This window comes from Salipiger marinus (genome assembly GCF_035481585.1).
GTDB lineage: Bacteria > Pseudomonadota > Alphaproteobacteria > Rhodobacterales > Rhodobacteraceae > Salipiger > Salipiger marinus.
In genome coordinates this window covers 35,950-59,822 of the sequence record NZ_JAYKSL010000025.1, presented here as the reverse complement: position 1 = coordinate 59,822, position 23,873 = coordinate 35,950, and the positions used below count along the sequence as shown (strand labels likewise).

Genomic DNA, 23,873 nt, shown 5'->3' with positions numbered 1-23,873 from the left:
TTCATCCAGCGCTTTTGGGGAGATTACGTCCAGCACTCACACTTCAGACGGAAAATCTTCCTGCGCACGCGCTCAAGCTCTCTAAAACTTGTACTCACTGGCAGCAGCCCGGCCGGATTGACCTGTCGTTCGCGCAACTGATCGCTGAGCTGCCTGCCAAGTTGTCGGACTTCCCTGATCCTTGTGCGTGAAAGGGCGTTGACCCGGCGTTGTAGCTTGGGCAGCAGCACGAGTTGAATTGGCAGCACCGTCAGTGCGGCGGCACCCAACACAGGGTCCTGAACGAACATGAAAGACAGGATCGTCAGAAGCGTACCGCCTTGCAGGATTGGTAGCGCAAGGACATCTGCAGCAAAGCCACCTATGGGCTCAACTTCCTGTGCGAGAATAGGGATGATTTCGCTCTGGTTTCGAGCGTCTGGATCGCTGCGCCAGTGCCGATAGACCAGCAGGCGGAAGCGCCGCAGAAAACGCTCAACGACATACCCTTTGAAGACATTAAGGCCATATTTGTTTAGCCCGTTCAGGATGATCGCCAGAAGGTAAAGACCGCAAAGCAGCATGAGGAAAACGACCTGATCGAGGTCTTGTCCCAAAATGGCAATCGGGAAACGGCCTGAATCCAGAGCGTTGTTTACGATCTGTTTTGGCAGTTCTAAAGTCAGATAGAGTATAGGCATTGCGATGAGGCTAACCAATATCATCAATGCCTGCTGACTTCTGGAGTAGCGCAAGACAGTCTTGAAAAGACTTTTTTCAAGCCCTCGTATGGGCTCTGTGTGTAACGCCGGCGTGCTGCGGTACTTCCAAAGCTTCAGAATGCCGCGAATAGCAAGATATGAGCCAACGGTGATCAGCAGCGCGGGGGCCAAGACCAGTATGAGATGAATGAACGGATGCACCCAGTCTGGCGTGGCATCGTTGTAGTCGTACCCAAAGGCGGCAGCTACGTCGTGTACAAGCAGGTGATACCTGTCCAAGAGTGACATTGAAAAGTCTAGCCCTTGGATTTCGGCGCAAGGTGATCGTGCACGATGATGACGCCCCACATGCCCGCTTCCCGGTGGCCGGGGATCAAGCATACGAACTCCAGGTTGGTCATATCGGAGAACTCCCAGATCAACTCGGCATTTTGTCCACTAGGGATCGAAACTGAATTGGCGTTGTCATGTTGCATATCGGGATGTTCGCGCATCCACTGCTGGTGTTCTGCAACCTCGTTAAAGGAGCCGAGAAAAAACTCGTGATCCAGTCCGCCCAGATTGCTGATCAAAAAGCGGATAACTGAACCGCTCTCGATGTGGAGTGCGTCCGGCTCGAAAAGCATGTAGCCGCTTTCTGTCTCCCTGATGGACAATTCAATCGTCGTGTCGATTGAGGAGCCATCACCGGGTTTCCCGATCGGATCATGGCCAGGCACTTCGAATGCACGCGCGTGAGGCTGCTGGCCCTTGCCACTGGAAGCGCCCACTGAAAAAGCCGGAAGGACGAGCGCAAGGGCGATGGTGCAGGTTCTCAGGAAATTCGTCATGCTCGGCTACCTCCGTAGCGCTTGATTTTTTGGGATCTTCTTGCTTGCTCGGGCCAAGCCTCAAAGCGATGGGGCCAAGGCGTTTGCCCTGGCCCCATGGATTTTCATCACTTGATCTGTGTGACAGTGAGTTTGCCCTTGACCCGGTCAGCGACGAATTCGATGTCCTGACCTTCCGACATGTTCGCGATCATCGTCTCGTCCGCGCGAAACACCATGGTCATGGCGGGCATGTCGAGCGTGACCAACGGCCCGTGGATGATTGTAACCTTGCCGGCCTTGGCGTCGATTTTCTTGATGGTGCCGCTCGTGTATTCCACGTCAGCCTGAGCCATCTGGTCACCTACTGCGACCTCACGGTGCATGCCGGATTCGTAGTGGCCGGCGATCAAGCATGCCGCTTCGAATGTGCCAGAATTTGCGAAAGTCCAGACAACCTCGCCCGAAGCGCCCGCATCGAGACGGATACGGTTCGGATCGTCATGTTCCATGTCCATCTTGGCCATTTCGATCTTGTGCTCGGCATTCCGCTCTACCGTGTCGAGGACGAATTCATGCTCCAGCTCGCCCTTGTTGGTGATGTTGAAGCGGATGGTTTCGCCCTCTTTGATATCCATCGGCTCACTCTCGATCAGCATCTGGCCCTCATCGTTTTCGAGCAAAGTGACGTCGATTGTGCGGTCAACCTTGGCGGCGTCACCCGGCATGCCGACCATCATTGCGGCTGGCTTGGTCTCCCCATGTCCGCCGTCGTGTGTACCTGCAGCAAAGGCCGGTGCTGATAGCGCGATCGCGAAGCTTGTCGTCAAAAGAAGATTTCTCATTTTATTGTCCTGTAGGTTGGTTCGGTTGGAGATGACGAAGGGCCGCTCAGCCCTTCGAGGTTGGTTTCGGTGTGAGAATGGTCTTGGGGCTGTTGTTGGAGGCAAATTCGGGTAATTCGCCGGTCCATTCGTAGGCCATCTCGCCCGGAGGGTTCTCGTACCAGCCGGGATCGGAGTAATCGTCCGCGTCGATGCCGTCCCGCACCTTCACGACCGAAAACATGCCGCCCATCTCGATGGGTCCATACGGGCCCCAACCCGTCATCATCGGGATGGTATTGTCGGGTAGCGGCATTTCCATTTTTGCCATGTCCCCCATGCCGGACATGCCCATCGGCATGTATTCCGGCTGGAATTGACGGATCTTCTGGGTCAGCGGCTTCTTGTTCACCCCGATGAACGTCGGCACGTCATGGCCCATGGCGTTCATCGTATGGTGCGATTTGTGGCAATGGATCGCCCAATCTCCCAGATGATCGGCGACGAATTCGTAGGCCCGCATCGCACCTACGGGAATGTCGATGCTGACCTCCGGCCACTGTGCTTCAGGCGGCACCCAGCCGCCATCCGTGCAGGTGACCTTGAAGTCATAGCCGTGCATATGGATCGGGTGGTTCGTCATCGTAAGGTTCCCAACCCGTACTCGCACCCGGTCGCCCTTGTTCACGACCAGCGGATCGATGTCGGGGAAGATCCGGCTGTTCCAGGTCCAAAGGTTGAAATCCGTCATCGTCATGATGCGGGGCACATAGGTCCCCGGATCGATGTCGAAAGCATTCAGCATGATCAGGAAATCGCGATCCACCGGCATGAATGTTGGATCCTTGGGATGAACCACGAACATGCCCATCATCCCCATCGCCATCTGCGCCATTTCATCGCCGTGGGGGTGGTACATGAACGTTCCGGACTTCACCAAGTCGAATTCGTAGACGAAGGTTTTGCCCGGCGGGATGCTTGGATGGCTCAATCCGGAGACCCCATCCATGCCTGAAGGAAGAATGAGCCCGTGCCAGTGCACCGTTGTGCCTTCCGGCAGCTTATTGGTGACGTAGATGCGCACCCGGTCGCCTTCGACTGCTTCGATCGTCGGCCCGGTGGATTGACCATTGTAGCCCCACAGATGCGCGATCATGCCATCGGCGAGCTCGCGCTCGACCGGTTCGGCAACGAGGTGGAACTCTTTCACCCCGTTGTTCATTCGGTGTGGCAATGTCCAGCCGTTCAGTGTCACAACCGGATTGTAGTCCGGTCCGGAATTGGGACGCGCCGTGATCGCCGTTGCTGCGCTATCCATTTGGGCAGCTTCGGGCAGGCCCATGTTCAGGGTTTGACCCCAGGCTTTCGAAGATACCAGCGTTGCACCTGCCGCGCCGGCTCCGAGTAATTGACGTCTATTTAGCATGTCAGTTCCTTTCAGTGTCCTGCGCCGCCACCGGCGGCAAGTGTCGCGCCTTCTCCACCAGCACCGCCACCGCCTTCGCCGCCGCCATAGATCGCAGCGGTCAGATCAGCCTGTGCCATGTAGAATTCGCGTTTTGCGTTTGCCGCTTCCAGTGATGCGCCAAGTTTTTCGCGCACATCTGTCAGCAGTTCGAATGTGTTGGTGATCATGCCGTTATAGGACAGCAGACCCTCTTCTTCGACGGTCGTGCGTAGCGGCACCAGAACGTCGCGATAGTGGCGGGCGATCTTATACGCGGCGTGATAGGAGGCTTCAGCACCACGCGCTTCGGACCGGACGTTGACGGCTCTTTCTGCCAGCACGTTGGCTGCTTGCAGGTACGACAATTCCGCCTTGCGCATCCGTGCCTTCCCGGTGTCGTAGATAGGGATTGCGAACTCCACCTCCACCTGAGGGGTGGTCACGGTCTCCGTTTCTCCGTCCTCAATTTCCCGCTCCGCTTCGAACCCGGCAATGAATTCGAGATCGCTGATAATGCGAGTCTGATCAGTCAGACCAAACGCCTTGGCCTGTGCTTCCAGGCCAAGTTTGGCAACGCGCAGATCAACCCGATTTCGCAATGCTTTCGCTTCGATGTCAGTCACACGGCCGACGGAACGCGGCAGCGCAGGAAGGGCATCGGGCACATAATAGTCGACTTCGGTGCCCCACAGCCCCATGAGCCTGGTCAGCTGCTCTTTGGACCGGGTAGCATTCAAGCGTGCCTGGGCAAGTTGTCCGGCGAGTTCGGCATTGAATGCCTGTTCACGGGCCTGCCCGGCTGTGTTGAGCGCGCCGGTCTCGCCAAGCCTCATCGCCAATTCCGATCCGGCGTCAGAGGTCGCTTTCGCACGGCGCAGATAGCTCACGGCCTCGAAGGCGGCTACGGCATCGACCCATGCCTTCCGCGTCTGATTGGCCAGCGCGAGTGTGTCGTTCACCGCGTTGAGCTGTGCCTGCCGGAAGCTTGCGTCAGCAATGGCCACACGTTGTTTACGGGTGGTGGCATCGAGTACGTTCGACCGTATCAGTCCTTCGATCGCTCTGTAGGCACCCAGTTCGGGCGCACCGATGCCCAATACACCAATCGAAACGATCGGGTTTTCCGGGGTCGATTGCTGCCAGGCCTCAGCGGCGGATAGGCCGACATTCGCATAAGACGCCTGCAACCCCTTGTTGTTCAGAAGCGCAACCTGAACGGCGGTGTCCGCCGAAATGGTCTTGCGGTGCACCATTGCGTGCACCTGCTTCTTCAAGGCCTCGTTTTCGGCCTGGGTTTCGGCGAAGGCTGTCCGTTTGCCGATGGCTGGTGTGACCTGGCTGGAAATATTGGCGAAGCCAGCTTTTGGTTCCGTGTAGATGCCCGGCACTGCTGTAGCACAGGCACCCAAGATTAGCGGAAAGCCGAAAACCAGCGGAAATTTCGATACCCGCATCAGTTGCCCTCCGTCTGTTCTTGATTGACGGAACGCCAGTCGCGGGGACCTGTAGGGCCGCGATAGGTGTAGCCCGCCAAGGGGTCCTGATAGCTGATCGGTGACGAAACTGCCGCGTTGACGACGGCCTGTTGGGTCGCGACGGACGGCAACGGGGTGGGCTCATAGGCGCATGCGCCAAGCCCGAGGGCCGAAGCCCCCACAAGTAGATGAATTTTCATGAAAGTAACCTGATTGGTGAACGTTATCTCACGCAGAATCTGCGCAAGGCTCACACCCGATTTGGGCGCCGGTTCAGATCAGGAATCGAGGGGGCCGAAGAAACCCTGCTGTTTCTACCGAATACGTTTGACCGTCCAGAATGACATATTCACTTGTACCAACCGGCTCTGCTCTGATCCTGCTGTCTTCGATGAAGACGACAGAAATACAGATGCCGTTGCAACACTCTTGGGATTGTTGCTCTTTGCCATCCTTGTCGGACGCTGCGATGTCGATGTCGCTTGCGACCCCAAGCTTCTCATGCGCGTGATGCGCATCGCTTCCGGTGTCATGAGTCATGGCAGCACCAACGACACCAACAGACCTGGCTTGATGTCCGTCATGCATGCCGGATGCCGCGTGAGCGGCAGAAGGTGGTGAAAACACCAATGCCAGCGCAAACGCAATGCACGTAAACGCCCTTGTCCAGCTTGATATGAAAACTCGAAAGCTCATGCCGCGAATATCGGAGAGCGATGCAGTACAGTCAATCCGTCCTGCGCAGGAAGGTTTGTCGCTTTTTTTGAAACAGGCGAGTTTTGGCCGCTGCTGTCAGAGAGTGTTGCATATCAGCGACATAGAGAGAGCCACTATCTCCGTCCAGCGGAGCGTTGCTGACGCATCTTGGCTACTGAACCTCTGCCAGCTTCTCAGACCTGTAGCCCGCATCGCTGATCGCTGCGGCCAATGCAGTTTCATCCAGAGTGCTGTCGACGTCGACGATACGTGCAGTCAGATCGCACGAAACCGTTGCATCTGGGTCGGCCGCCATAATGGCCCTTTGGATGGAAGCGGTACAATGGCCGCAACTCATGTTCGGTACGCTGAATCTGAACATCGCAATCTCCTTTGACGACATGCATGTAAGGCGTTCCGGCGCGGGAAGGTCAATGGCCAGAATTTTATTCTACATGCCTGTTGACCTTCCAGTAACTGGAGGCCCTATCTGCAGGAGTATCAGAACAAGGAGATTCTCATGTCGGATCCGCGCACCCTTCGGCTTTCCCTGCAAAACATGTCCTGCGCTTCCTGCGTCGGCCGCGTGGAACGTGGCCTCACGCGTCTGCCGGGGGTCAGCGATATCCGTGTCAATCTCGCCAACGAGACCGCCCAGGCGCAGATCGACGCACCGGAGCGCATCGCCGAAATCGCCACGACCCTTCAGGAGATCGGCTATCCGGCCCGTACCGGGAGCGTACGTCTGAACATTTCATCCATGTCCTGTGCCTCGTGCGTCGGTCGGGTGGACAAGGCACTGGCAGTGCTGCCGGGCGTGCTGGACGTGAACGTCAACCTGGCCTCGGAAACCGCTACGGTCACCTATCTGGAGGGCGCGGTCGCGGTTGTCGACCTCATCAGGGCGGCCAGCGACGCAGGTTACCCCGCCACTCAGGCCGAAGATAGTTCATCGGAAGACGCAGGAGCCCGTAGGAACGAAGAGGCGCGGGTTCTGGCACGACGGACTGTCGTGGCAGCGACCCTCGCCCTGCCGGTGTTTCTACTTGAGATGGGCGCACATCTGATCCCCGGCATGCACGGTCTGATCGGTAACACCATCGGCCACTGGACCAGCTGGACGATCCAGTTCGTGTTGACCACGGCAGTCCTGCTCTGGCCAGGACGTACTTTTTACACACGCGGTTTCCCGGCACTGTTGAAAGGCGCGCCGGACATGAACAGCCTTGTCGCGGTTGGCACATCGGCGGCCTACATCTATTCACTTGTGGCGCTTTTCGCACCGACGCTGCTGCCCGCGGGATCGCGCGCGGTCTATTTCGAGGCGGCGGCGGTCATCGTGGTGTTGATCCTTCTGGGCCGCTGGCTGGAGGCCCGCGCCAAGGGCCGGACCGGGGCTGCGATCCAGAAGCTGATGGGCCTTCAGGCAAAGACGGCCCGTGTGCTGGTTGACGGGGAGCCGCAGGATGTGGCCATCGACCGAATCGTCGCTGGCGACATTCTGATCGTGCGCCCTGGCGAGCGGATCGCAGTGGATGGTGAACTGACCGAAGGCAGTGCCCGTGTGGATGAGAGTATGATCACCGGCGAACCGGTGCCGGTCGCCAAATCCGTGGGCGATCCCGTCACAGGCGGCACCGTCAACGGCAGCGGTGCCTTCCACTTCCGCGCGACGCGTGTGGGCGCCGACACGACGCTGGCCCAGATCATCCGGATGGTCGAAGAGGCGCAGGGCGCCAAGCTACCGATTCAAGGGCTGGTGGACCGGATCACGCTCTGGTTCGTGCCCGCTGTCATGGCATTGGCGCTTTTGACGGTGATTGTCTGGCTGTTGGTCGGTCCTTCGCCCGCGCTGTCCTTTGCTTTGGTGGCCGGTGTATCTGTGCTGATCATCGCCTGCCCCTGCGCGATGGGGCTCGCCACGCCGACGTCGATCATGGTCGGCACGGGACGTGCCGCCGAGATGGGCGTGCTCTTCCGCAAGGGCGACGCGTTGCAACAGCTATCCAGCGTGGATGTGGTGGCGCTGGACAAGACCGGAACGGTTACCCAGGGCCGCCCGGAACTGACCGATCTCGTGCTTGCGGACAGCTTTGACCGCACCGAGGTGCTGGCGCTTGTCGCCGCTGTCGAGGCGCAATCGGAACACCCGATCGCCGAGGCAATCGTGCGCGCGGCAAAGGTCGAGGGCGTCGCGCGGCATGACGCCAAGGATTTTGAATCCATCACCGGCCACGGCGTGCGGGCAAAAGTGGCGGGCCGCGAGGTGCTTGTCGGGGCCGACCGCCTGATGACCCGCGAGGGGCTGGAGATTGGCGATCTGGCCGATGAGGAGCGCCGTCTGGCCGAACAGGGCCGCACCGCACTTTTCGCTGCAATTGACGGTCGTGTCGCCGCCGTCATTGCAGTAGCCGATCCCGTGAAGCCGTCCAGCGCCGCTGCAATCCGCGCCTTGCACGCACAGGGACTGAAGGTTGCCATGATCACCGGTGACAAGCGCGAAACGGCAGAGGCTATCGCCCGCGAAATCGGCATCGACCATGTGATCGCCGGCGTTCTGCCCGACGGCAAGGTGGCCGCGCTGGACGATCTGCGCGGCGCGGGCCAACGCATCGCGTTCGTTGGCGACGGGATCAACGACGCACCCGCGCTTGCCCATTCGGACGTTGGGATCGCCATCGGCACCGGCACCGACGTGGCCATCGAATCCGCCGACGTGGTGCTGATGTCCGGCGATCTGCGTGGCGTCGTGAACGCCCTCGAAGTGTCGCGAAGCACCATGCGCAACATCCGCCAGAACCTGTTCTGGGCTTTCGGATATAACGTCGCCCTGATCCCGGTGGCGGCGGGCGTGCTTTATCCGGTGTCGGGGCTTTTGCTTTCACCGGTTCTGGCTGCCGGTGCGATGGCGCTCAGCTCTGTCTTCGTGCTGACGAATGCGCTGCGGCTGCGCCGCGTGCGCCCGGCGATGGACGAAACGGCGCGCCCCGTCTCCGAAGCCTCGGCATCCCCGATTCCAGCTGAATGAACTCAAGGAGGAAACGATTATGAACATCGGAGATGTGGCCGACCTTTCCGGCCTTCCCGCCAAAACGATCCGCTACTACGAAGACATCGGTCTTGTCGAACCGCTGCGCAGTTCAAATGGCTATCGCAGCTTTCGGCAAAGCGACGTGCACAAGCTGGCCTTTCTCGCCCGGGCACGGGCCCTTGGATTCACCATCGAGGATTGCCGGAGCCTGCTGAAGCTTTATGCCGATACTGACCGCGCCAGTGCCGAGGTGAAGCAGATTGCCGAAGAGCATCTTGATCGGATTGACAGCAAGATCGCTGAACTAACCGAAATGCGCGCGACGCTGTCGCATCTTGTGGATGCATGCGCGGGTGATCACCGCCCCGATTGCCCCATCTTGGCCGATCTGGCGATGGAACAAAAGGCGGGCAGTATCAGCAAGGCGTCCGGATAGCTCTGACGTCTGCAAAAGCCGAACTTTCCCGAAAACTACGGAACATTCCAGCGCAGCAATGTTGTTCCTTCTATAGGACATCAATTTTTCGAGACTGGAGGTTTCCAATGACATACATACGCTTTTTCGCGATGATCGCCACATCCACGGTGGTGATGTTCATCCTGATGTATCTCAACACCTATCTGCTGAGCCATATCTTCTGGTCCGAAACACGCGCCTATATGGCCGTGCTGATGGGGGCCATAATGGCGATCATCATGCTGGGCTTCATGCTGTCGATGTACTCCAGCAAGGCGATCAACGCTGCCATCTTTATTGGCGGCGCCGTGGTGTTTGCCGGATCCCTCTGGCTGGTCCGGAGCCAGGTGACCGTGGGCGATACCAGCTACATGAAGGCAATGATCCCGCACCATTCGATCGCGATCATGACATCGAGCCGCGCCAACATTTCTGACCCTCGGGTGCGCAAACTGGCTGACGAGATCATCTTTGCCCAAGACAAAGAAATCGCCGAAATGCGGTATCTGGTGAATGACATCGACACGAATGGTGACGCGGCTGATGAGGGTCTGGATGGTTCAGCCCGCATCGTCGATCTGAACGAGGCACTCTCATCCGCCGAAATCGCCATCCTTGATCTGGAATTCCTGACTGGCGATGAGATCGCGCAGCTTTTCCCGGATGGGGCCATCTGCACCTTCAAGTATACGACGACCAGCAAACCTGTGCTTGCCACAGGACAGATCGACGGTGCCCCGGCGGCGCTGGCAAAGATCAGCGGCGACCTGGTGCGTCTTGGTTCAACCGACGCAACCGGCACCCTGAGCACCGAAGGAATGTCCGTAAGCCTCAGTGCGCCGGACGGGGCTGCGGCGCTGGAAAACAGTGGTGAAGTGCAGGACGCCAACCTCGTGCTCGAACTCGATGCCGGCCTGCGGGCAGGCTATCGCGGCTATTATGGCTGCGACGCCTGAACCCTGAAACGGAGGATATGACATGCCAAGAGACACAACCCAGACAGCCAAGCTTTACCGGATGGTGATGCCCGACCACCTCTGTCCCTATGGGCTCAAATCCAAGGACCTGCTGGAGCGCAAGGGTTTCGAAGTCGAGGATCACCCTTTGACCACGCGTGAGGAAACCGACGCGTTCATGGAAGAGCACGGCGTCGAAACCACCCCGCAAACCTGGATCGGGGACGAGCGGATCGGCGGATATGACGACCTTCGGGTCCATTTCGGCATCGATGCGCCGGAAGACGAACGCTCGGACACGTCCTACCAGCCGGTGATCACGATCTTTGCCGTCGCGTTCCTGATGGCGCTCGGTTTGTCGTGGTACAGCTTCGAGAACATTTTCACCCTGCGCGGGCTGGAATGGTTCATTTCGATCTCGATGTGCTTTCTGGCGGTACAAAAACTTCAGGATGTCGAGAGCTTCTCGACCATGTTCCTGAACTACGACCTGCTGGCGCGTCGGTGGGTGCGTTATGGCAATATCTATCCGTTTGGAGAGGCTTTCGCAGGTATCCTCATGGTCGCCGGGGCGCTGACCTGGCTTTCGGCACCGGTGGCCTTGTTCATCGGCACTGTTGGCGCAGTATCGGTTTTCAAGGCGGTCTATATCGACAAGCGTGAATTGAAGTGCGCCTGCGTCGGCGGCGACAGCAACGTACCGCTCGGCTTTGTCTCGCTCACAGAGAACCTGATGATGATGGTCATGGGGATCTGGATGCCGATCAGGGTCTATCTGATCGGCTGAAAGGCGGGTGCCGTTTTCATATCCCTCGGACTCGTTCTCCCGATAGATGCGCAAGTCGGACAGCACTGCGAAAAAGGGTCAAGCTGAATGGACCAGATAATCGAAGCATTCACGACCGGGGCGGGCATGCTCTGGAAGGCGCTCTGGGCGCTCATCTTCGGGTATATCATCTCCGCAGGCATCCAGATTTTCGTGACACGGGATCAGATGGCGCGTGTTCTTGGCGACCGTGGTGCCAGGAAGGCAGGCATTGCCGGCTTCTTTGGGTTTGTGTCATCGTCCTGTTCCTTCGCGGCTCTTGCCGCGTCGCGTTCGATCCTCGTGAAGGGTGCGCATCCGGTCAATTCGATCGCCTTCCTGATTTCATCGACAAATCTGGTGATCGAGCTTGGAATCGTCCTTCTGGTCCTGCTGGGCTGGAAATTCATGGTGGCAAATTTCATGCTTGGCATCCTGATGACGATCTACGCCTATGCCCTCACCCTGATATGGCTTCCAAGGTCGTTTGTCGAAAGCGCAAAAGAGCATGCGGAGAAGGCCCAGTCCGACGAAGGTATGGACAGGGACCAGACCATGAAGGGTTCGTTCCGCGACAAACTGCTGTCCCGCGAAGGATGGGACCGGATCGCCCGCGCTTTCTTCATGGAATGGAAGATGGTCTGGAAGGAGATCCTCTTCGGCTTCACGGTCGCGGGTTTCATTTCCGTCTTTGTGCCGCAGAGCTTCTGGAACGCGATCTTTCTGGTCGGAGATGGCGGTGCGCAGGACGCGCCGGGCTTCCTGATCGTTCTTGAAAACGCGCTGGTGGCACCGGTCGTGGCCTTCTTCACCTTCATCGGGTCGATGGGCAATGTCCCCCTGGCTGCGATGCTCTGGTCGCGTGATGCGTCGTTCGGAGGCGTGATCGCCTTTCTCGGAGCCGATCTTGTTGCTGCCACGGTGATATGGGTGCACGCAAAATATTACGGCTGGCAGTATGCGCTCTATCTTTCAGGCTTGCTGTACCTGTGCATGGTCGCTGCGGGCATTACGGTGCATTACCTGTTCGCTCTCGTAGGGATGATCCCGACCGAGCGGCCTTCGCTTCAGGAAATGGTCCGGTTCAGCATCGATTACACGTTCTTCCTCAACCTGATCTTTCTTGTCATCGGGTCAGCACTGATCTGGCTTCACATCAGGAATGCCGAGGAAGACTAACCGATTGAGGCCAAGAATGGGAAGGTTCCCAGAAGCCAGTAGGCAAACCGGGACAATTGGCCGGTCATGATGGCAACGCCCATGATGATCATGGCGACGCCCGCGCCCTTGTAGAGCCAGCGACCGGCTTTGCCGATCTGTCTGACCCGTGCGGCGATGGCGTCGGTGAACAGCGCGGCCAGCAGGAACGGCACGCCCAGCCCTGCGGAATAGATCGACAACAGCCAGATGCCGTCCGACATACCGCCGGATGTCGAACTGAGCGTCAGGATTGCGCCGAGGATCGGCCCGATGCAGGGCGTCCATCCAAAGGCGAAGGCCAAGCCCAGGACGTAGGCTCCAAGCGGGCGACCCCCCGGAATGTCGAGTGTGAAGCGGGTGTCACGCGAGAACGCTTCCAGACGGAAGGCACCCAGCATGACCAGTCCGAACAGGATGATGATCGCCCCGCCCAGATAGTTGAGCTCAGTGCGCCAAGTCAGCAGCAACGACCCGAGCGCGCTGGCCCCGGCCCCCAACGCGACAAAGACCGTGGAGAACCCCAGAACGAAGCAGGTGCTTAGGCCAAGTGCCCCGGCGCGTGCCCGCAGGCCGACCGATCGCGTCGTGCGCAAATCCGGCTGGCCTGCGATGTAGGAAACATAGCCCGGAACCAGTGGCAGGACGCAGGGTGACAGGAAGGAAATGGCCCCCGCCAGAAAGGCCGCGAAGATGCCGATGCCGGAAATATCCATCATGCTTTATGCTCGGCGCTGAAGGGTCGCGCCGCCCACCAGAAGGCAATCAGCGGGATTACGATCCATTGCAGCACGGGCGACAGCCCTGCATCGAGGACCGGAATGATCGGCATCAGGTCCGAATAGGCCCAAGCCGCGCGGATCACGATGTTGAGCCATTCGCTGAACAGCGTATATCCCAACCCGAACACCACCGTCAGGACGGTTACCGAGCGTCGCGTCGGAGCCACGAAGGGCCAGCCACGGCCGGTCAGCATCAAGGCAAGCACCAGCGCGCTCATGGCAATCAGGATGTCGCCACCCGTGCAATGAACCGCGGCGAAGACGATCTCACCCCAGGTGCCCTCGTTCCAGATCGTGTAGAGCGGCATATGGGCGAACTCCCAGATCAGATTGGCCGGGATGATTACCGAAAAATACCGACGTAGCGCTGTCAGGGATATTCCATCCGCCGAAGATGGCATGACGCCAGTCGCGGTGACACTCATTGAAACACCCCTGTCACCCGGTCCCACCAACTGCGTTCCCGGCGTCGATGCTGGGCATTGTTGATCAACTCGCTGACATAGAGGATCAGGTTCACATTCTTGAAATCCATGCCATGGAACTTTGCGGCGAACCGCCCGCCGATATCCACGACATGGGTGACCGCACCGTGCATCATCATGTCGCTGTCGGCGGTCGTGGTGAACTCGAGCCCATAGTCCCGCGCCACAAGGCGCGTCGCGTCGTCGCTCTGATCGGGCCGTTTGGTCAGAATGACCCAGTTGCTCGGATCGAGCCCATGCCGGTCCGCGTAGTCGCGCAGAACGTCCGGCGTGTCATTCACGGGATCGGTTGTGATCGAGATGAATTGCACCAGATCCCTCATCGGCCCGTCGTTGATCGAAGCCTGGACCGCCGCGATCTTTTCCGCATGGAGCGGGCAGATATCCGGGCAGTTGGCGTAGATGAAATGCAGGATGACGACCCTTTCGCTGAAATCCGCCAAGCGCACAGGATTGCCCTCCGCATTCTGCAACTCGAAATCCGGGGCCTGTGCCGCGTCGATGGCCTGGAAGTATGGCTCCATCTCGAACATCCGGGCATCCAGATTTTCACCCGGATGATCGGCGGAGGCCGGAAAGGCGATCGTGGCCGCAAATGTCGCCAAGGCGGCGCGCCGGGTCAGATAGACAATCAACTGCATCACCTTTCGGATTGATCGGGCTTGCCACCACCCGCATCGTCGCATTTCCCGCCGGACCCGCCCTTCATGCACAGACCAAGCCCGCACATCGCGGCACAGGGTGCCAGCGAAACCAAGACAGGCGCGAGACCGATCGCGGTGAGCCATCCCCAGTTCAGCGCCATGCCGCCGCCCATAACGGTTGCCGCACCGACGAACAGCAGTCGTCTGCGCGTCAACCACCGGGGCCAGTTGCCTGCGCTTTCGATGTCGGCGGCACCCGCATCGTTGGAAGATGATATGTCGGTCATCCGGAAAATCCTTCTGAAGTTTGAGTACTGGTCATTCTGATAACTGGGCGGTCAAGGGCGGGCGGCGCTCTTTCAGGGGCGCTTATTCGATAAAGCCTCGCAAGAAGGAGACCATCTCGGGATCATCCCATTCGGCCGGGCCGACCAGTCTCCCAAGCTCCCGCCCCTGCGCGTCGATCAGGATCGTTGTCGGCAGACCGACGGTGCGCAGCGCGGTCATCGACAGCATGGTCTTGTCGACATATATCTTGAGATTGGTGACACCGATCTCGTCGTAGAAACGCCGCACGACGGGCGATCCGGCCCGGTCGATGGACAGGGCGACCACTTCGAACCGGTCGCCGCCAAGTTCCGCCTGAAGCGCATCCAGCGTCGGCATCTCTTCCCGGCATGGCACGCACCAGGTTGCCCAAACATTCACGAGGATCACCTTGCCGCGAAAATCCTCCATGTCCCCACGGCTGCCGTCCTCGGTCTCGTAGCGCACATTGATCACCGGCTGCGGCGTGTCGTGCAGTGCGAAGCCTTGCGGCCCGGCAAACGCAGCGCCGACGGACAATGCCCAGACGAGCAGCGCCGTTTTTAGATATTTCATGGCGTTGGCTCCTTGCCGGCTTGGGTTTTCAGATCACGGACGATCGGCAAAAGGGTTTCCTCCAGAATCGCTCGCGTGATGGGGCCGACATGGCGGTAGGCAATGGTGCCGTCGGACGTGATGACATAGGTTTCAGGCACGCCGTAAACACCCCACTCGATGCCCGCACGTCCGTTTATGTCGGCCCCGATGCGGGTGTAGGGATCACCCAGTTCGTCTAGCCAGGCGCGCGCCTGTTCGGGCGGATCCTTGTAGTTGATCCCGTAGAGCGGCACTTCGCCCGTGGCGCTCAATTCCATGAATAGCGGATGTTCGGCGCGGCAGGGCACGCACCACGAGGCGAAGACGTTCACCAGCGAAACATGGCCGATCAGGTCCTGCGTCGAAAGACCTTCCTCGCGGCCGAGCACCGGAGCGAGTGCAAACTCCGGTACGGGCTTGTCGATAAGCGCGGACGGCAGATCATCGCCCTCGCTGAAAAGCCCCCAGCCAAACAGGACCATAAGGGCCAAAGCCACGACGGGCACCAGCACAAAGCCGAGATTTCTCCGGCGGGGCGTGGGAACAGTCATATTGTCACGATAGCTGGTCATGGCTTTGCTTGCTGGTCCTCGCGGGTCCGCTCACTCTGAAAGGCACGTTCTTTGTCGGGCCAGGTGCTCTTGATGTAGTCGACGATCGACGTGATTTCGTCATTTGTCAGTACGCCCTCATATCCGGGCATGTCGCTTTCATAACCGGCCCCGACAATCGCCGCCGGTCCGCGTTTCACGATGTCGAACAATACGCGGTCCGTATGATGCCAGGTATGACCCGACGCATCATGCGGCGGGGCAGGCAATCTGCCGTTCGGCAATCGGGTGCGCCAATCAGGCTGCCCCTCCAGGTTTGCGCCATGGCAACTGGCACAATTCTCCTGATAGAGACGCTCGCCCATGCGCAAGTCGCTCTCCGCCGAAACGGGAGAGACCGTTGTGGCGAGCAAGACTGCGGCGAGCCTAATGGTGTTTTTCATGTCGCTTGTGCCTTCTTCTGGCTATCCAAATACAACGAGAGTGCTACTATCGATGCCACGACAAGCAGGACGCACGCCCCCAGACCAATCCCCATCGACAACAGGCCGTCGCCGTTGCTGTCGCCCTCATTCCGCATCTTGGCGCATTTCTATTTTCCGCTGTCCGAGCGGATGTATTTGACCAAGGCGATTGCCGCGAGCACCAGCACCGCCACGATGAGTAACCAAACCAGTCCCATCGCGATCATCATGCCGCCACCCATCATTCCACCATCCATCATCATGCACTTCATCCTTTGTTTTCCCTTGAAACCGGTCAGGCACGGGATCGCACCAGTCCGCGCAATTAATCATTCGACCGCATAGACGGTCGGGTTCACACCTTCTTCGACGGTGTAAATCTTGAACGGTTCCTGCTTCGCGCCCCCCATACCCGGCGATCCCAACGGCATGCCGGGAAGTGTCAGACCGGCAATGTCCGGGCGCTCATCAAGCAACTTGTTGACGACATCAATTGGCACATGACCGCTGACGACGTAGTCACCCAGAAAGGTCGTATGGCAGCCCTGGAAATCGTCCGGGATACCTGCATCACGGCTGATCTGAGCCAGATCATGGGTCGGCTTTACCTCGACCGTGAAGCCATTCTCGCGCAGGTAGTCCGCATAGCTCTCGCAGCATCCGCATTGCGGGTTCTTGTAGAGCGTGGCCTCTTGCGCTGCTGCAGGCGCGGCATTCAGGCTCATTGCAAGGACAGCGGCAGCACCTGCGGTGCCAAGACTGGCAAGTCCAATTAGTTTCTTCATCGGTTCTTTCCTTTCGTGGTGATCGTTACGTGAGATTGTTTCAGGTTTTGGTCGTGCCAGGATCGACACGTATGATGCCCATCATGCCGGCCGCCTGGTGTTCCAAGATGTGACAATGGAACATCCAGTCTCCCGGATTGTCCGCCACGAAGGCGATCTCGACCCGTTCCTCCGGTGCCATCAGGACGGTGTCCTGCCATTCGCGATGCCGTGTCGGTTGCCCGTTCCGTGTGATCACACGGAACGAATGTCCATGAAGATGCATCGGGTGATGCCACGCGGTGCGATTGTCCATCTGCAGCACATGCGACGTGCCCTGCGGCAGGACCAGCAATGGATCCATCATGTGCCCCGTTGCTGCTTTGCCGTTGATGAACCACATGTTGCCTTCGCGCATCTGCTCCATCATGGACCCCATGCCGCCGCCCATCATCATCTGCCCCATCATGCCGCCATTAAAGATGATCTGATGCCGCGTGGCAGCTTGCATATCGGGTTCGGCCAGCGGGTTGGGTGGCAGTTCCATCGACCAGTCCGGGACCGCGTCCCGTAACCGATCCGGCCCGTAGGCGAGATCGACCAGACGGTATTCCAGATCCCTGTAGAAGACATCGGTGATGGTCAGGCTCTCTCCGGGCTTGCCGGTCATATCAATCACCAGATCGACACGCATGGCCGGACCGACCACCACGATGTCATCGTCTGGTACATGAGGTGACACGGGTTGACCGTCCAGAGCGACCACGACCGGCGCAAGCCCCCCGAAATCCAGCCCGAATATCCGCGCGTTCGCTGCATTGACCAGCCGAAGGCGGATGCGTTCCCCGGATCGCACCGCGATACGGTCAGGGATCTGGCCGTTGATCGTCACGGAATTGCCGATACGACCGCCGTGCATCGCGTCGTGCCGGCTTCCGAAATCTGTCGCAATCTGTCCGTCGCCGGTCATCCGCCAGTCATCGAGCATCCAGGTCAAATCGCGATCCACGCGGATCGGGTTTGCTTCCTCGACGATCAGCGGCCCGTAAAGCCCGCGCCCGACCTGTTCCGAACTGCGCTGGTGCGGGTGATACCAGAATGTACCTGCGTCCAGCGCATCGAATTCGTAGAGAAACTCGCCACCGACCGGGATCGGGTCCTGTGTCAGGAACGGCACACCGTCCATCGCATTGGGTGTGCGAATGCCATGCCAGTGGACCGTCGTCCCTTCATTTAGCCCGTTCCGGGCCAGAACCCGAATTCGGTCTCCCTGCCGCACCCGGATCTCGGGGCCGGGGAGGGATCCGTTGTAGCTCCAGACGTCGGTAGGGCCGTAGGGTGCCGGTCGCAGGGCGGCTTGTCCGGCCGCAGCGCGTAGCAAGAATGGGTCCTCTGTCGGACCTGCCATCGCTACTCGTGCCGGTGACAGAGTGGATATGGCCGTGAAAGCGGCACCGGTGCGCAGCACGTGCCGTCGTGAAATCAGTCTGTTGAGGGTCATTACTTCTGCCTTGATCTGAAAGGGTCGCACTCAGCCAGCTTCGGCCAAGGCAACGGTCAGGCCCCGCAACAAGCGAGGCCGCTATCAGGTTCAGACAGGCAGCTTGGGAGGAAATGGATCAAGGGAGGGAACCGCGCCAATCGGGATCACAGGTCCCGCGACCGGGATGACAACACCGAAGGCCATCTCAAGCGTCATCGCTGACGTACGAGCTACGATACCGGCCGTAGTTCCCGCGCCACAAGGGACTGTACACCCACCCTCGCAGGTTATCCCGTCAGCAAATCCGATCGGATCGCATCCGCCGCAATGGTCGTCCCCGCTTTCAGCGCCCACCATCTGAGCCATTGCTGCCTCAGCCGCATTCGCTGCCGATACATCCGGCGCAACCACGGCACCGAAGCTCAATGCAAGAATCAAAATGAGGCGGAAAACGCAGATCATGCGATCCTTATGCAAGCTTCCAGTAGGGGGAGGTCAAGAAGTATCCCGTAACATAGGCGTGACATTGCCACGCGGGTACTCACTGATTGGCCAAAAGATGCCCGAGGTTGGTTTCGGGGGAAAATCTGAGGCGAGACTGCGGACTCATCCAAGGTCTGTTTCGGAGCCAGGCAACCACCCGCATCTTTTCATGCGGGTGGCTGCCCTTGTGTCAACTTGCGTCTTTGAATTCGGTGTATTCGCCGCGCACCTGGACAGTCACGGTTGCGGGCTGGCTGTCCCGATTCCGCCAGAACCATCCGTGTTCGCCGTCGAATGCCGCGATGATCTCGCCCTCGTCGCCCGTCGAACCGCGGCCCTTTTCATAGGTCACCGAATTGCCGCCGCCGTGGCCGTGCATGTCAAAATTCACCCGACCGCCATCGACCAGCATTCGGTATTCCACCGTCTGGCCCTCTTCCATGACCAGCTTCCACTCGGCACTGTCGCCGGGTGCAAGCGTAAAGGTGGTTTCGTCACGCCAGATTTCGGCGTCCTGTGCATATGCCGTGCCGACAAAAAGTCCAAAGATATCGTTCATAAGGCTCGACTGCTCTTCGGCTTCGATCTCCAACAGCCTGTCGGCTTCGGCCTCCTCCGCAAGCTGGGCTTTGATCTCACCCATCTCGCTCAGCCCGAGAACCCCGCCGATCCCGGTCGGGTCGATGTTGTATTCGGCAGGCAGCACGACGGTCACAAGGATCGCAACGGCGCTGGCCGCCGCAATGGCAGTGGAACGGATAAGCTGCGCGGAGCTGGGAAGCTCATCAAGGCTCGGTTTTTTTGCGTTAAACATTTTGGTCTCCTAAATTCTCAGGTGGCTACGAAGTAGCCGGTGATTTGCAGGCCCATGAGGATGAATCCCATGGACATCATGACGACGTTGGCGGTGTAGGCTTGGCGGAAGAAGCTTGGGGATTTCCGCCAGAAGCCCATGACGATGAGGATCACGGCAAGCGCCATGATCTGGCCAAGCTCGACGCCCACGTTGAACGCCAGAAGATTGGCCAGTAGGCCCTCTGACGCGATCTCGTAGTCTAGGATCTTCGTGGCCAGGCCCGTGCCGTGGAAGAAGCCGAAGATCAGCGTTGCGGCCTTGGTGTTCGGCTGGAACCCAAACCAGCGCTGATAAGCCCCGAGATTGTCGAGCGCCTTGTAGACGACCGAAAGGCCGATGATCGCGTCGATGATGTAGGCGTTGATGCCCCAGCCGAACCAGACACCGGCCAGCATCGTGGTCGAGTGCCCGAGGGCGAAGAGGCTGACATAGATGCCTACATCCTTCATCTTGTAGAGGAAGAAGACGACGCCGAGCAGGAACAGGATGTGATCGTATCCCGTGACCATGTGTTTGGCGCCGAGATACATGAAGGGGATGATGTTCACCCCCCAGATTTCCTGGATATAGCCTGCGTCACCTTCTGTGACGGCATGGGCAAGAGCGTTTTCCGCACCCAGGACGAGCGCCGAAAGGGCAATGAAGGACAGGATCACGATCCGGCGTATGCCGGGATCGGTCCAGCCCTGGTGGACTGTATTCATGGATTGAACTCCGCATATGTGTTGATGATCGAATGCAGCGCGCTGTTGGCACGCAGTCGATCAGACGCGCGGAGGTCTTTCGATTTGGTATGTCTGCAAGGTGTTCGACGTGGCCGAACTCAACGGCCATGCGGCTCTATAAATATCGAGCGGGTGCGGCGATCGGTCGGGGCCAGGCACGACCGCCTGACTGTGATCGTGATCGATGCTGTCATGGCTATGTCCATGCATGGCCCAGGCGAGGTCTTCTTCCAGTCCATGCGAATGACCGTGCTCAGCAACCATTTCTGCGTGCTCTTGAAGGACGCCGATGACTGAGGGTGCGTGCGAGGTTGCGGGCACCACAGACCAGAGGAGTACGGCCAAACATAAGAGTGTCGCAAACGCGGCGTTTACAACTGTCCTCAAGGTATCCATAGGATCTGCCCGTCTGCCCGTCTCTAGCGTGGTGCGTCGTGGCACCATCTTGTTCTATCCTCCCGGGGGGGATAGAACTACTTTATGACAAAACATCCAGTCCATGCAACCCATCCCGCCCTTGTCGCCCGGCTGAAACGCGCTGACGGCCATTTGCGCGCCGTGATCGAAATGATCGAGGCGGGCAAACCCTGTCTGGAGATTGCTCAGCAGATGCAAGCGGTCGAAAAGGCCGTGACGAACGCCAAGCGTGCGCTGATCCATGATCACATGGACCATTGTATCGACGTTGAAAGTTCTGAAACTGATCGCGCCGAGTTGCGGGCGATCGCCCGATATCTCTGAGGCTGACCATGCTCGATATTCTCTCCGACCGCACTTATCGGCACCTGTTTCTGGCACAGGTCGTAGCCCTTCTGGGTACCGGACTCGCCACAGTCGCACTCGGCCTGCTCGCCTTTGATCTTTCGGGCGACGGGGCGGCGCTGGTCCTCGGCACAGTCTTCACCATCAAGATGGTTGCTTATGTGGGCATCGCGCCCATTGCAGGGGCTTTCGCAGACCGCGTGCCGCGCCGCGCGCTTCTGGTGACGCTCGATCTGGTGCGTGCCGGTGTCGCGCTCGCACTGCCCTTCGTGACCGAGGTCTGGCAGGTCTACGTCCTGATCTTCCTTCTTCAATCGGCTTCCGCCGCCTTCACGCCGACCTTTCAGGCGACGATCCCGGACGTTCTGCCCGAAGAGGCGCGCTATACCCGCGCGCTGTCGCTGTCGCGGCTGGCCTACGATCTGGAAAACATCGTCAGCCCGACGCTGGCGGCCCTTCTGCTCGCGGTGATGTCCTACAATTCGCTTTTCCTCGGCACGGTCCTCGGTTTCGCCGCATCGGCCCTTCTGGTTGTTTCGGTCGTGCTGCCCAGTCCCCGCCCATCCGAGCCGCGCGGTGTCTATGACCGCACTACGCGCGGCATCCGCATCTATCTGGCCACGCCCCGCTTGCGCGGGCTCTTGGCATTGAACCTCGCGGCGGCGGCGGCAGGTGCGATGGTGCTGGTCAATACAGTCGTTCTGGTGCGCGGCTCTCTTGGCCTGTCAGAGAGCGCGCTGGCCTGGACGATGTTCGCCTTTGGCGCGGGCTCCATGACGGCGGCGCTAATCCTACCGCGCCTGCTGGACAGGCTGCCCGACCGGCCCGTAATGTTCGGCGGCGCCTCACTGATGGTAGCAACCCTTCTTGGATTGGGTGCGACGGTCCTGACCGCTGGACTTGGCTGGTCCATCCTCTTGGTGGCGTGGTTATTGGTGGGTATCGGATATTCCGCCGTTCTCACTCCTTCCGGCCGGTTGCTGCGCCGCTCCACGCATGCGGAGGACCGCCCGGCGCTCTTCGCGGCGCAGTTTGCCCTATCCCACGCCTGCTGGCTGGTGACCTATCCGCTGTCGGGCTGGCTCCTGACAGTTTATGGCGTCGTTACAGCGTTGATCGGTTTGGCGCTCCTCGCGGCTTGTGGAATGCTCGCCGCGCTGAAACTCTGGCCGTCCGGCGATCCCGTTGAGCTTGAGCACACCCACGATAATTTGCCACTCGACCATCCCCACCTAAGGGGACATCGCAGGCACAGCCATGCCTTGATCATTGACGAGAGCCATCCTCGCTGGGCCACGCATTTATAAGCCGCAGCAAGAGACGAAGACTGGACACGGGCGGTTCGTTTTCATCTGTGCGGACATTCGTGCTTCGAGCAACATTCGTCAAACTGGGCTAGATGCGCGAATTCTCTGCAAGTTTGGCGGACAGAAGCGTTGACTCTAACATAAACTGTCGGCCCCCCGACAAAGAGCACGGCTTAAGTTGCGACCCTCCACATCCGATACCGCCCCTGCCCCGTCATCTCGTGGATCAGACCACGCGCTTCCATCCAAGCAAGGTTGCGCTGGACGGCAGCCCGGCTGGCGCCGATCAGGGCCTCGGCCATCGGAGCGGACACGAGCGGCCATTCGGTAAGTACCGCGCACAAGGCCGGGGGCGTGCGGCCTGAAAGCGGGCTCATCTCGGCTTCCGCCCTCGCCGACCATGCCTCGATATCATCGAGGTGACGCATTGCGGTCAGGCATGCGGTCTCCATCCCGTCAAGCCAACGAGACAGACGGTCAGCGGGTGGGCCACCGAAGCGCAATCCTCCTGCCCCGCCCATGGCCAAAGGCGCGAAGAGTGCCCCCTTGCCCTCACTGGCCACGATCCGTGCGGCTGTGACCGCCGCTTCCATCCGGTCGCCGTGCTGCCCGAGGCCCGCGAGACTCCAGAGATGGAAGCCCATGCAAGCGCGCGTGATTGGGTGAAGATCGGCGGCTTGCGCCATGAGATCGAGCCAACCGCCCGCGCGATCCGCGAAGGGTTCGGCTTCGACGCCGAGGTTCTCGGGGTCGCGGCGGTCGAGGAAGGCGGACAGGTCCACTTCCGGTCCAGGGCCGCCTGTAAGACGCCGCACTGCCCATCCGACACGCGCGAGCGCCGCGGTGTCGTCCTGCACGCCGGACAAGCGCATGGATTTCCAGAGCGCCAGCCGATCCGGGCCAATTCGGTCGCCTACAAACCAGCTGAGGTCTGCCGCCTCCATCAGCGCGAGCCTGTGCCGCCAACCTTTCGGGCCACGGCGCAGCCGGTCGTCCAGCGCGCCGATCCGGCCAGCCACGCGGGCAAGACGGGCGGCACTGCCCGCCTCAGCGCATCGCCAATCGTCGAGGACTTCAGTTTCACGCAACTCTGCCCTTGGTCTGGGCGGCAGAAAATCCGGCTCCTCTTCTATCGGACCGGGCAGGAACCACAGGTCGTCCTCAGACGTCTCTTCAAGCCCCATCGCATCCACTAGAGGATCGTAAAAACTATCATACTGCATAGATACTTGAGTCTTCATGTGTGCAAAATACGGCACTTTTGCA

The 23,873-nt window shown here is 59.5% G+C and carries 27 protein-coding genes; 7 read left to right on the top strand and 20 right to left on the bottom strand.

Features of this window, described 5'->3' with window-relative positions:
• Positions 1 to 23: 23 nt before the first annotated feature.
• From VK682_RS23280 to VK682_RS23250, 7 genes are all read right to left on the bottom strand, one after another.
• Positions 24 to 989: an ABC transporter ATP-binding protein gene (locus tag VK682_RS23280; RefSeq protein ID WP_324782611.1), complete on the bottom strand. Its 966-nt coding sequence runs from the start codon at positions 987 to 989 to the stop codon at positions 24 to 26.
• Between the two features lie 8 nt (positions 990 to 997).
• On the bottom strand, positions 998 to 1,531 hold the full coding sequence (locus VK682_RS23275; RefSeq protein WP_008282871.1) for a cupredoxin domain-containing protein: 534 nt from the start codon (positions 1,529 to 1,531) through the stop codon (positions 998 to 1,000).
• 107 nt (positions 1,532 to 1,638) lie between these two features.
• Positions 1,639 to 2,355: a copper-binding protein gene (locus VK682_RS23270; RefSeq protein WP_045685165.1), complete on the bottom strand. Its 717-nt coding sequence runs from the start codon at positions 2,353 to 2,355 to the stop codon at positions 1,639 to 1,641.
• Between the two features lie 46 nt (positions 2,356 to 2,401).
• The gene (locus VK682_RS23265; protein ID WP_230797759.1) at positions 2,402 to 3,760 is read right to left on the bottom strand and encodes a multicopper oxidase family protein; all 1,359 of its coding nucleotides are present in this window, start codon (positions 3,758 to 3,760) and stop codon (positions 2,402 to 2,404) included.
• 11 nt (positions 3,761 to 3,771) lie between these two features.
• A complete protein-coding gene (locus VK682_RS23260) occupies positions 3,772 to 5,235 on the bottom strand; it encodes a TolC family protein (protein ID WP_230797760.1) in 1,464 nt (487 codons plus the stop codon).
• A gap of 294 nt (positions 5,236 to 5,529) precedes the next feature.
• A complete protein-coding gene (locus VK682_RS23255) occupies positions 5,530 to 5,796 on the bottom strand; it encodes a hypothetical protein (protein WP_237273213.1) in 267 nt (88 codons plus the stop codon).
• A gap of 328 nt (positions 5,797 to 6,124) precedes the next feature.
• Entirely contained in the window at positions 6,125 to 6,334 is a 210-nt protein-coding gene (locus tag VK682_RS23250; RefSeq protein WP_045685143.1) for a heavy-metal-associated domain-containing protein, read from the bottom strand.
• A 138-nt stretch (positions 6,335 to 6,472) separates the two neighbouring features.
• Between VK682_RS23250 and VK682_RS23245 the strand changes: the two genes are divergently transcribed.
• The 5 genes from VK682_RS23245 (at position 6,473) to VK682_RS23225 (ending at position 12,380) form a co-directional block, all read left to right on the top strand.
• Entirely contained in the window at positions 6,473 to 8,980 is a 2,508-nt protein-coding gene (locus tag VK682_RS23245; RefSeq protein ID WP_045685139.1) for a heavy metal translocating P-type ATPase, read from the top strand.
• Positions 8,981 to 8,999: 19 nt separating this feature from the next.
• A complete protein-coding gene (gene cueR, locus VK682_RS23240; protein ID WP_037929540.1) occupies positions 9,000 to 9,419 on the top strand; it encodes a Cu(I)-responsive transcriptional regulator in 420 nt (139 codons plus the stop codon).
• A gap of 107 nt (positions 9,420 to 9,526) precedes the next feature.
• Entirely contained in the window at positions 9,527 to 10,396 is an 870-nt protein-coding gene (locus tag VK682_RS23235) for a DUF305 domain-containing protein (protein WP_045685131.1), read from the top strand.
• Between the two features lie 22 nt (positions 10,397 to 10,418).
• Positions 10,419 to 11,183 (top strand): MauE/DoxX family redox-associated membrane protein, encoded by a 765-nt coding sequence (locus VK682_RS23230; RefSeq protein WP_230797761.1) that lies wholly within the window; start codon positions 10,419 to 10,421, stop codon positions 11,181 to 11,183.
• An 87-nt stretch (positions 11,184 to 11,270) separates the two neighbouring features.
• Positions 11,271 to 12,380: a permease gene (locus VK682_RS23225; RefSeq protein ID WP_007121398.1), complete on the top strand. Its 1,110-nt coding sequence runs from the start codon at positions 11,271 to 11,273 to the stop codon at positions 12,378 to 12,380.
• Here VK682_RS23225 and VK682_RS23220 read toward each other — a convergent pair.
• From VK682_RS23220 to VK682_RS23165, 12 genes are all read right to left on the bottom strand, one after another.
• Positions 12,377 to 13,117, bottom strand: coding sequence for a cytochrome c biogenesis CcdA family protein (locus VK682_RS23220; protein WP_040652296.1), 741 nt, complete (start codon positions 13,115 to 13,117; stop codon positions 12,377 to 12,379). The two genes, VK682_RS23225 and VK682_RS23220, sit on opposite strands and share 4 nt — an antisense overlap.
• Positions 13,114 to 13,605: a hypothetical protein gene (locus VK682_RS23215; RefSeq protein ID WP_007121400.1), complete on the bottom strand. Its 492-nt coding sequence runs from the start codon at positions 13,603 to 13,605 to the stop codon at positions 13,114 to 13,116. Before VK682_RS23215 ends, VK682_RS23220 begins: the two co-directional genes overlap by 4 nt.
• Entirely contained in the window at positions 13,602 to 14,306 is a 705-nt protein-coding gene (locus tag VK682_RS23210) for an SCO family protein (RefSeq protein ID WP_045685125.1), read from the bottom strand. The genes VK682_RS23215 and VK682_RS23210 overlap by 4 nt, the downstream gene beginning before the upstream one ends.
• On the bottom strand, positions 14,306 to 14,596 hold the full coding sequence (locus VK682_RS23205; RefSeq protein WP_007121402.1) for a hypothetical protein: 291 nt from the start codon (positions 14,594 to 14,596) through the stop codon (positions 14,306 to 14,308). Before VK682_RS23205 ends, VK682_RS23210 begins: the two co-directional genes overlap by 1 nt.
• 82 nt (positions 14,597 to 14,678) lie before the next feature.
• Positions 14,679 to 15,191 (bottom strand): TlpA family protein disulfide reductase, encoded by a 513-nt coding sequence (locus VK682_RS23200; RefSeq protein ID WP_037275463.1) that lies wholly within the window; start codon positions 15,189 to 15,191, stop codon positions 14,679 to 14,681.
• Positions 15,188 to 15,784 carry a DsbE family thiol:disulfide interchange protein gene (locus tag VK682_RS23195; RefSeq protein WP_009820201.1) on the bottom strand — a complete coding sequence of 199 codons (597 nt, stop codon included), beginning with the start codon at positions 15,782 to 15,784 and terminating at the stop codon, positions 15,188 to 15,190. Before VK682_RS23195 ends, VK682_RS23200 begins: the two co-directional genes overlap by 4 nt.
• Positions 15,781 to 16,206, bottom strand: a complete 426-nt coding sequence (locus VK682_RS23190) for a c-type cytochrome (RefSeq protein ID WP_045685118.1) — start codon at positions 16,204 to 16,206, stop codon at positions 15,781 to 15,783. Before VK682_RS23190 ends, VK682_RS23195 begins: the two co-directional genes overlap by 4 nt.
• 149 nt (positions 16,207 to 16,355) lie before the next feature.
• A complete protein-coding gene (locus tag VK682_RS23185) occupies positions 16,356 to 16,490 on the bottom strand; it encodes a hypothetical protein (protein ID WP_007121580.1) in 135 nt (44 codons plus the stop codon).
• A 66-nt stretch (positions 16,491 to 16,556) separates the two neighbouring features.
• Positions 16,557 to 17,012 carry a DUF411 domain-containing protein gene (locus VK682_RS23180; RefSeq protein ID WP_009820203.1) on the bottom strand — a complete coding sequence of 152 codons (456 nt, stop codon included), beginning with the start codon at positions 17,010 to 17,012 and terminating at the stop codon, positions 16,557 to 16,559.
• A gap of 40 nt (positions 17,013 to 17,052) precedes the next feature.
• Positions 17,053 to 18,492 carry a multicopper oxidase family protein gene (locus VK682_RS23175; RefSeq protein ID WP_075571762.1) on the bottom strand — a complete coding sequence of 480 codons (1,440 nt, stop codon included), beginning with the start codon at positions 18,490 to 18,492 and terminating at the stop codon, positions 17,053 to 17,055.
• A 655-nt stretch (positions 18,493 to 19,147) separates the two neighbouring features.
• A complete protein-coding gene (locus tag VK682_RS23170; RefSeq protein WP_037275469.1) occupies positions 19,148 to 19,771 on the bottom strand; it encodes a hypothetical protein in 624 nt (207 codons plus the stop codon).
• A gap of 17 nt (positions 19,772 to 19,788) precedes the next feature.
• On the bottom strand, positions 19,789 to 20,517 hold the full coding sequence (locus VK682_RS23165) for a HupE/UreJ family protein (RefSeq protein WP_009820205.1): 729 nt from the start codon (positions 20,515 to 20,517) through the stop codon (positions 19,789 to 19,791).
• A 501-nt stretch (positions 20,518 to 21,018) separates the two neighbouring features.
• Here VK682_RS23165 and VK682_RS23160 point away from each other — a divergent pair.
• Both VK682_RS23160 and VK682_RS23155 read left to right on the top strand, forming a co-directional pair.
• Positions 21,019 to 21,279, top strand: coding sequence for a metal-sensing transcriptional repressor (locus VK682_RS23160; RefSeq protein WP_007120627.1), 261 nt, complete (start codon positions 21,019 to 21,021; stop codon positions 21,277 to 21,279).
• Positions 21,280 to 21,287: 8 nt separating this feature from the next.
• Complete coding sequence (locus VK682_RS23155; protein WP_045685098.1) at positions 21,288 to 22,607, top strand: MFS transporter; 1,320 nt, start codon at positions 21,288 to 21,290, stop codon at positions 22,605 to 22,607.
• A 173-nt stretch (positions 22,608 to 22,780) separates the two neighbouring features.
• Here the strand turns inward: VK682_RS23155 and VK682_RS23150 are convergent, their stop codons facing one another.
• On the bottom strand, positions 22,781 to 23,830 hold the full coding sequence (locus VK682_RS23150; RefSeq protein ID WP_045685478.1) for a hypothetical protein: 1,050 nt from the start codon (positions 23,828 to 23,830) through the stop codon (positions 22,781 to 22,783).
• Positions 23,831 to 23,873 lie beyond the last annotated feature (43 nt).

Excerpts from the sequence above, each read along its gene's own strand:
- VK682_RS23280 (WP_324782611.1), bottom strand. The coding sequence starts at position 989 with ATGTCACTCTTGGACAGGTATCACCTGCTTGTACACGACGTAGCTGCC.
- VK682_RS23275 (WP_008282871.1), bottom strand. The coding sequence starts at position 1,531 with ATGACGAATTTCCTGAGAACCTGCACCATCGCCCTTGCGCTCGTCCTT.
- VK682_RS23270 (WP_045685165.1), bottom strand. The coding sequence starts at position 2,355 with ATGAGAAATCTTCTTTTGACGACAAGCTTCGCGATCGCGCTATCAGCA.
- VK682_RS23265 (WP_230797759.1), bottom strand. The coding sequence starts at position 3,760 with ATGCTAAATAGACGTCAATTACTCGGAGCCGGCGCGGCAGGTGCAACG.
- VK682_RS23260 (WP_230797760.1), bottom strand. The coding sequence starts at position 5,235 with ATGCGGGTATCGAAATTTCCGCTGGTTTTCGGCTTTCCGCTAATCTTG.
- VK682_RS23255 (WP_237273213.1), bottom strand. The coding sequence starts at position 5,796 with ATGACTCATGACACCGGAAGCGATGCGCATCACGCGCATGAGAAGCTT.
- VK682_RS23250 (WP_045685143.1), bottom strand. The coding sequence starts at position 6,334 with ATGTTCAGATTCAGCGTACCGAACATGAGTTGCGGCCATTGTACCGCT.
- VK682_RS23245 (WP_045685139.1), top strand. The coding sequence starts at position 6,473 with ATGTCGGATCCGCGCACCCTTCGGCTTTCCCTGCAAAACATGTCCTGC.
- cueR (WP_037929540.1), top strand. The coding sequence starts at position 9,000 with ATGAACATCGGAGATGTGGCCGACCTTTCCGGCCTTCCCGCCAAAACG.
- VK682_RS23235 (WP_045685131.1), top strand. The coding sequence starts at position 9,527 with ATGACATACATACGCTTTTTCGCGATGATCGCCACATCCACGGTGGTG.
- VK682_RS23230 (WP_230797761.1), top strand. The coding sequence starts at position 10,419 with ATGCCAAGAGACACAACCCAGACAGCCAAGCTTTACCGGATGGTGATG.
- VK682_RS23225 (WP_007121398.1), top strand. The coding sequence starts at position 11,271 with ATGGACCAGATAATCGAAGCATTCACGACCGGGGCGGGCATGCTCTGG.
- VK682_RS23220 (WP_040652296.1), bottom strand. The coding sequence starts at position 13,117 with ATGATGGATATTTCCGGCATCGGCATCTTCGCGGCCTTTCTGGCGGGG.
- VK682_RS23215 (WP_007121400.1), bottom strand. The coding sequence starts at position 13,605 with ATGAGTGTCACCGCGACTGGCGTCATGCCATCTTCGGCGGATGGAATA.
- VK682_RS23210 (WP_045685125.1), bottom strand. The coding sequence starts at position 14,306 with ATGCAGTTGATTGTCTATCTGACCCGGCGCGCCGCCTTGGCGACATTT.
- VK682_RS23205 (WP_007121402.1), bottom strand. The coding sequence starts at position 14,596 with ATGACCGACATATCATCTTCCAACGATGCGGGTGCCGCCGACATCGAA.
- VK682_RS23200 (WP_037275463.1), bottom strand. The coding sequence starts at position 15,191 with ATGAAATATCTAAAAACGGCGCTGCTCGTCTGGGCATTGTCCGTCGGC.
- VK682_RS23195 (WP_009820201.1), bottom strand. The coding sequence starts at position 15,784 with ATGACCAGCTATCGTGACAATATGACTGTTCCCACGCCCCGCCGGAGA.
- VK682_RS23190 (WP_045685118.1), bottom strand. The coding sequence starts at position 16,206 with ATGAAAAACACCATTAGGCTCGCCGCAGTCTTGCTCGCCACAACGGTC.
- VK682_RS23185 (WP_007121580.1), bottom strand. The coding sequence starts at position 16,490 with ATGATGATGGATGGTGGAATGATGGGTGGCGGCATGATGATCGCGATG.
- VK682_RS23180 (WP_009820203.1), bottom strand. The coding sequence starts at position 17,012 with ATGAAGAAACTAATTGGACTTGCCAGTCTTGGCACCGCAGGTGCTGCC.
- VK682_RS23175 (WP_075571762.1), bottom strand. The coding sequence starts at position 18,492 with ATGACCCTCAACAGACTGATTTCACGACGGCACGTGCTGCGCACCGGT.
- VK682_RS23170 (WP_037275469.1), bottom strand. The coding sequence starts at position 19,771 with ATGTTTAACGCAAAAAAACCGAGCCTTGATGAGCTTCCCAGCTCCGCG.
- VK682_RS23165 (WP_009820205.1), bottom strand. The coding sequence starts at position 20,517 with ATGAATACAGTCCACCAGGGCTGGACCGATCCCGGCATACGCCGGATC.
- VK682_RS23160 (WP_007120627.1), top strand. The coding sequence starts at position 21,019 with ATGACAAAACATCCAGTCCATGCAACCCATCCCGCCCTTGTCGCCCGG.
- VK682_RS23155 (WP_045685098.1), top strand. The coding sequence starts at position 21,288 with ATGCTCGATATTCTCTCCGACCGCACTTATCGGCACCTGTTTCTGGCA.
- VK682_RS23150 (WP_045685478.1), bottom strand. The coding sequence starts at position 23,830 with ATGCAGTATGATAGTTTTTACGATCCTCTAGTGGATGCGATGGGGCTT.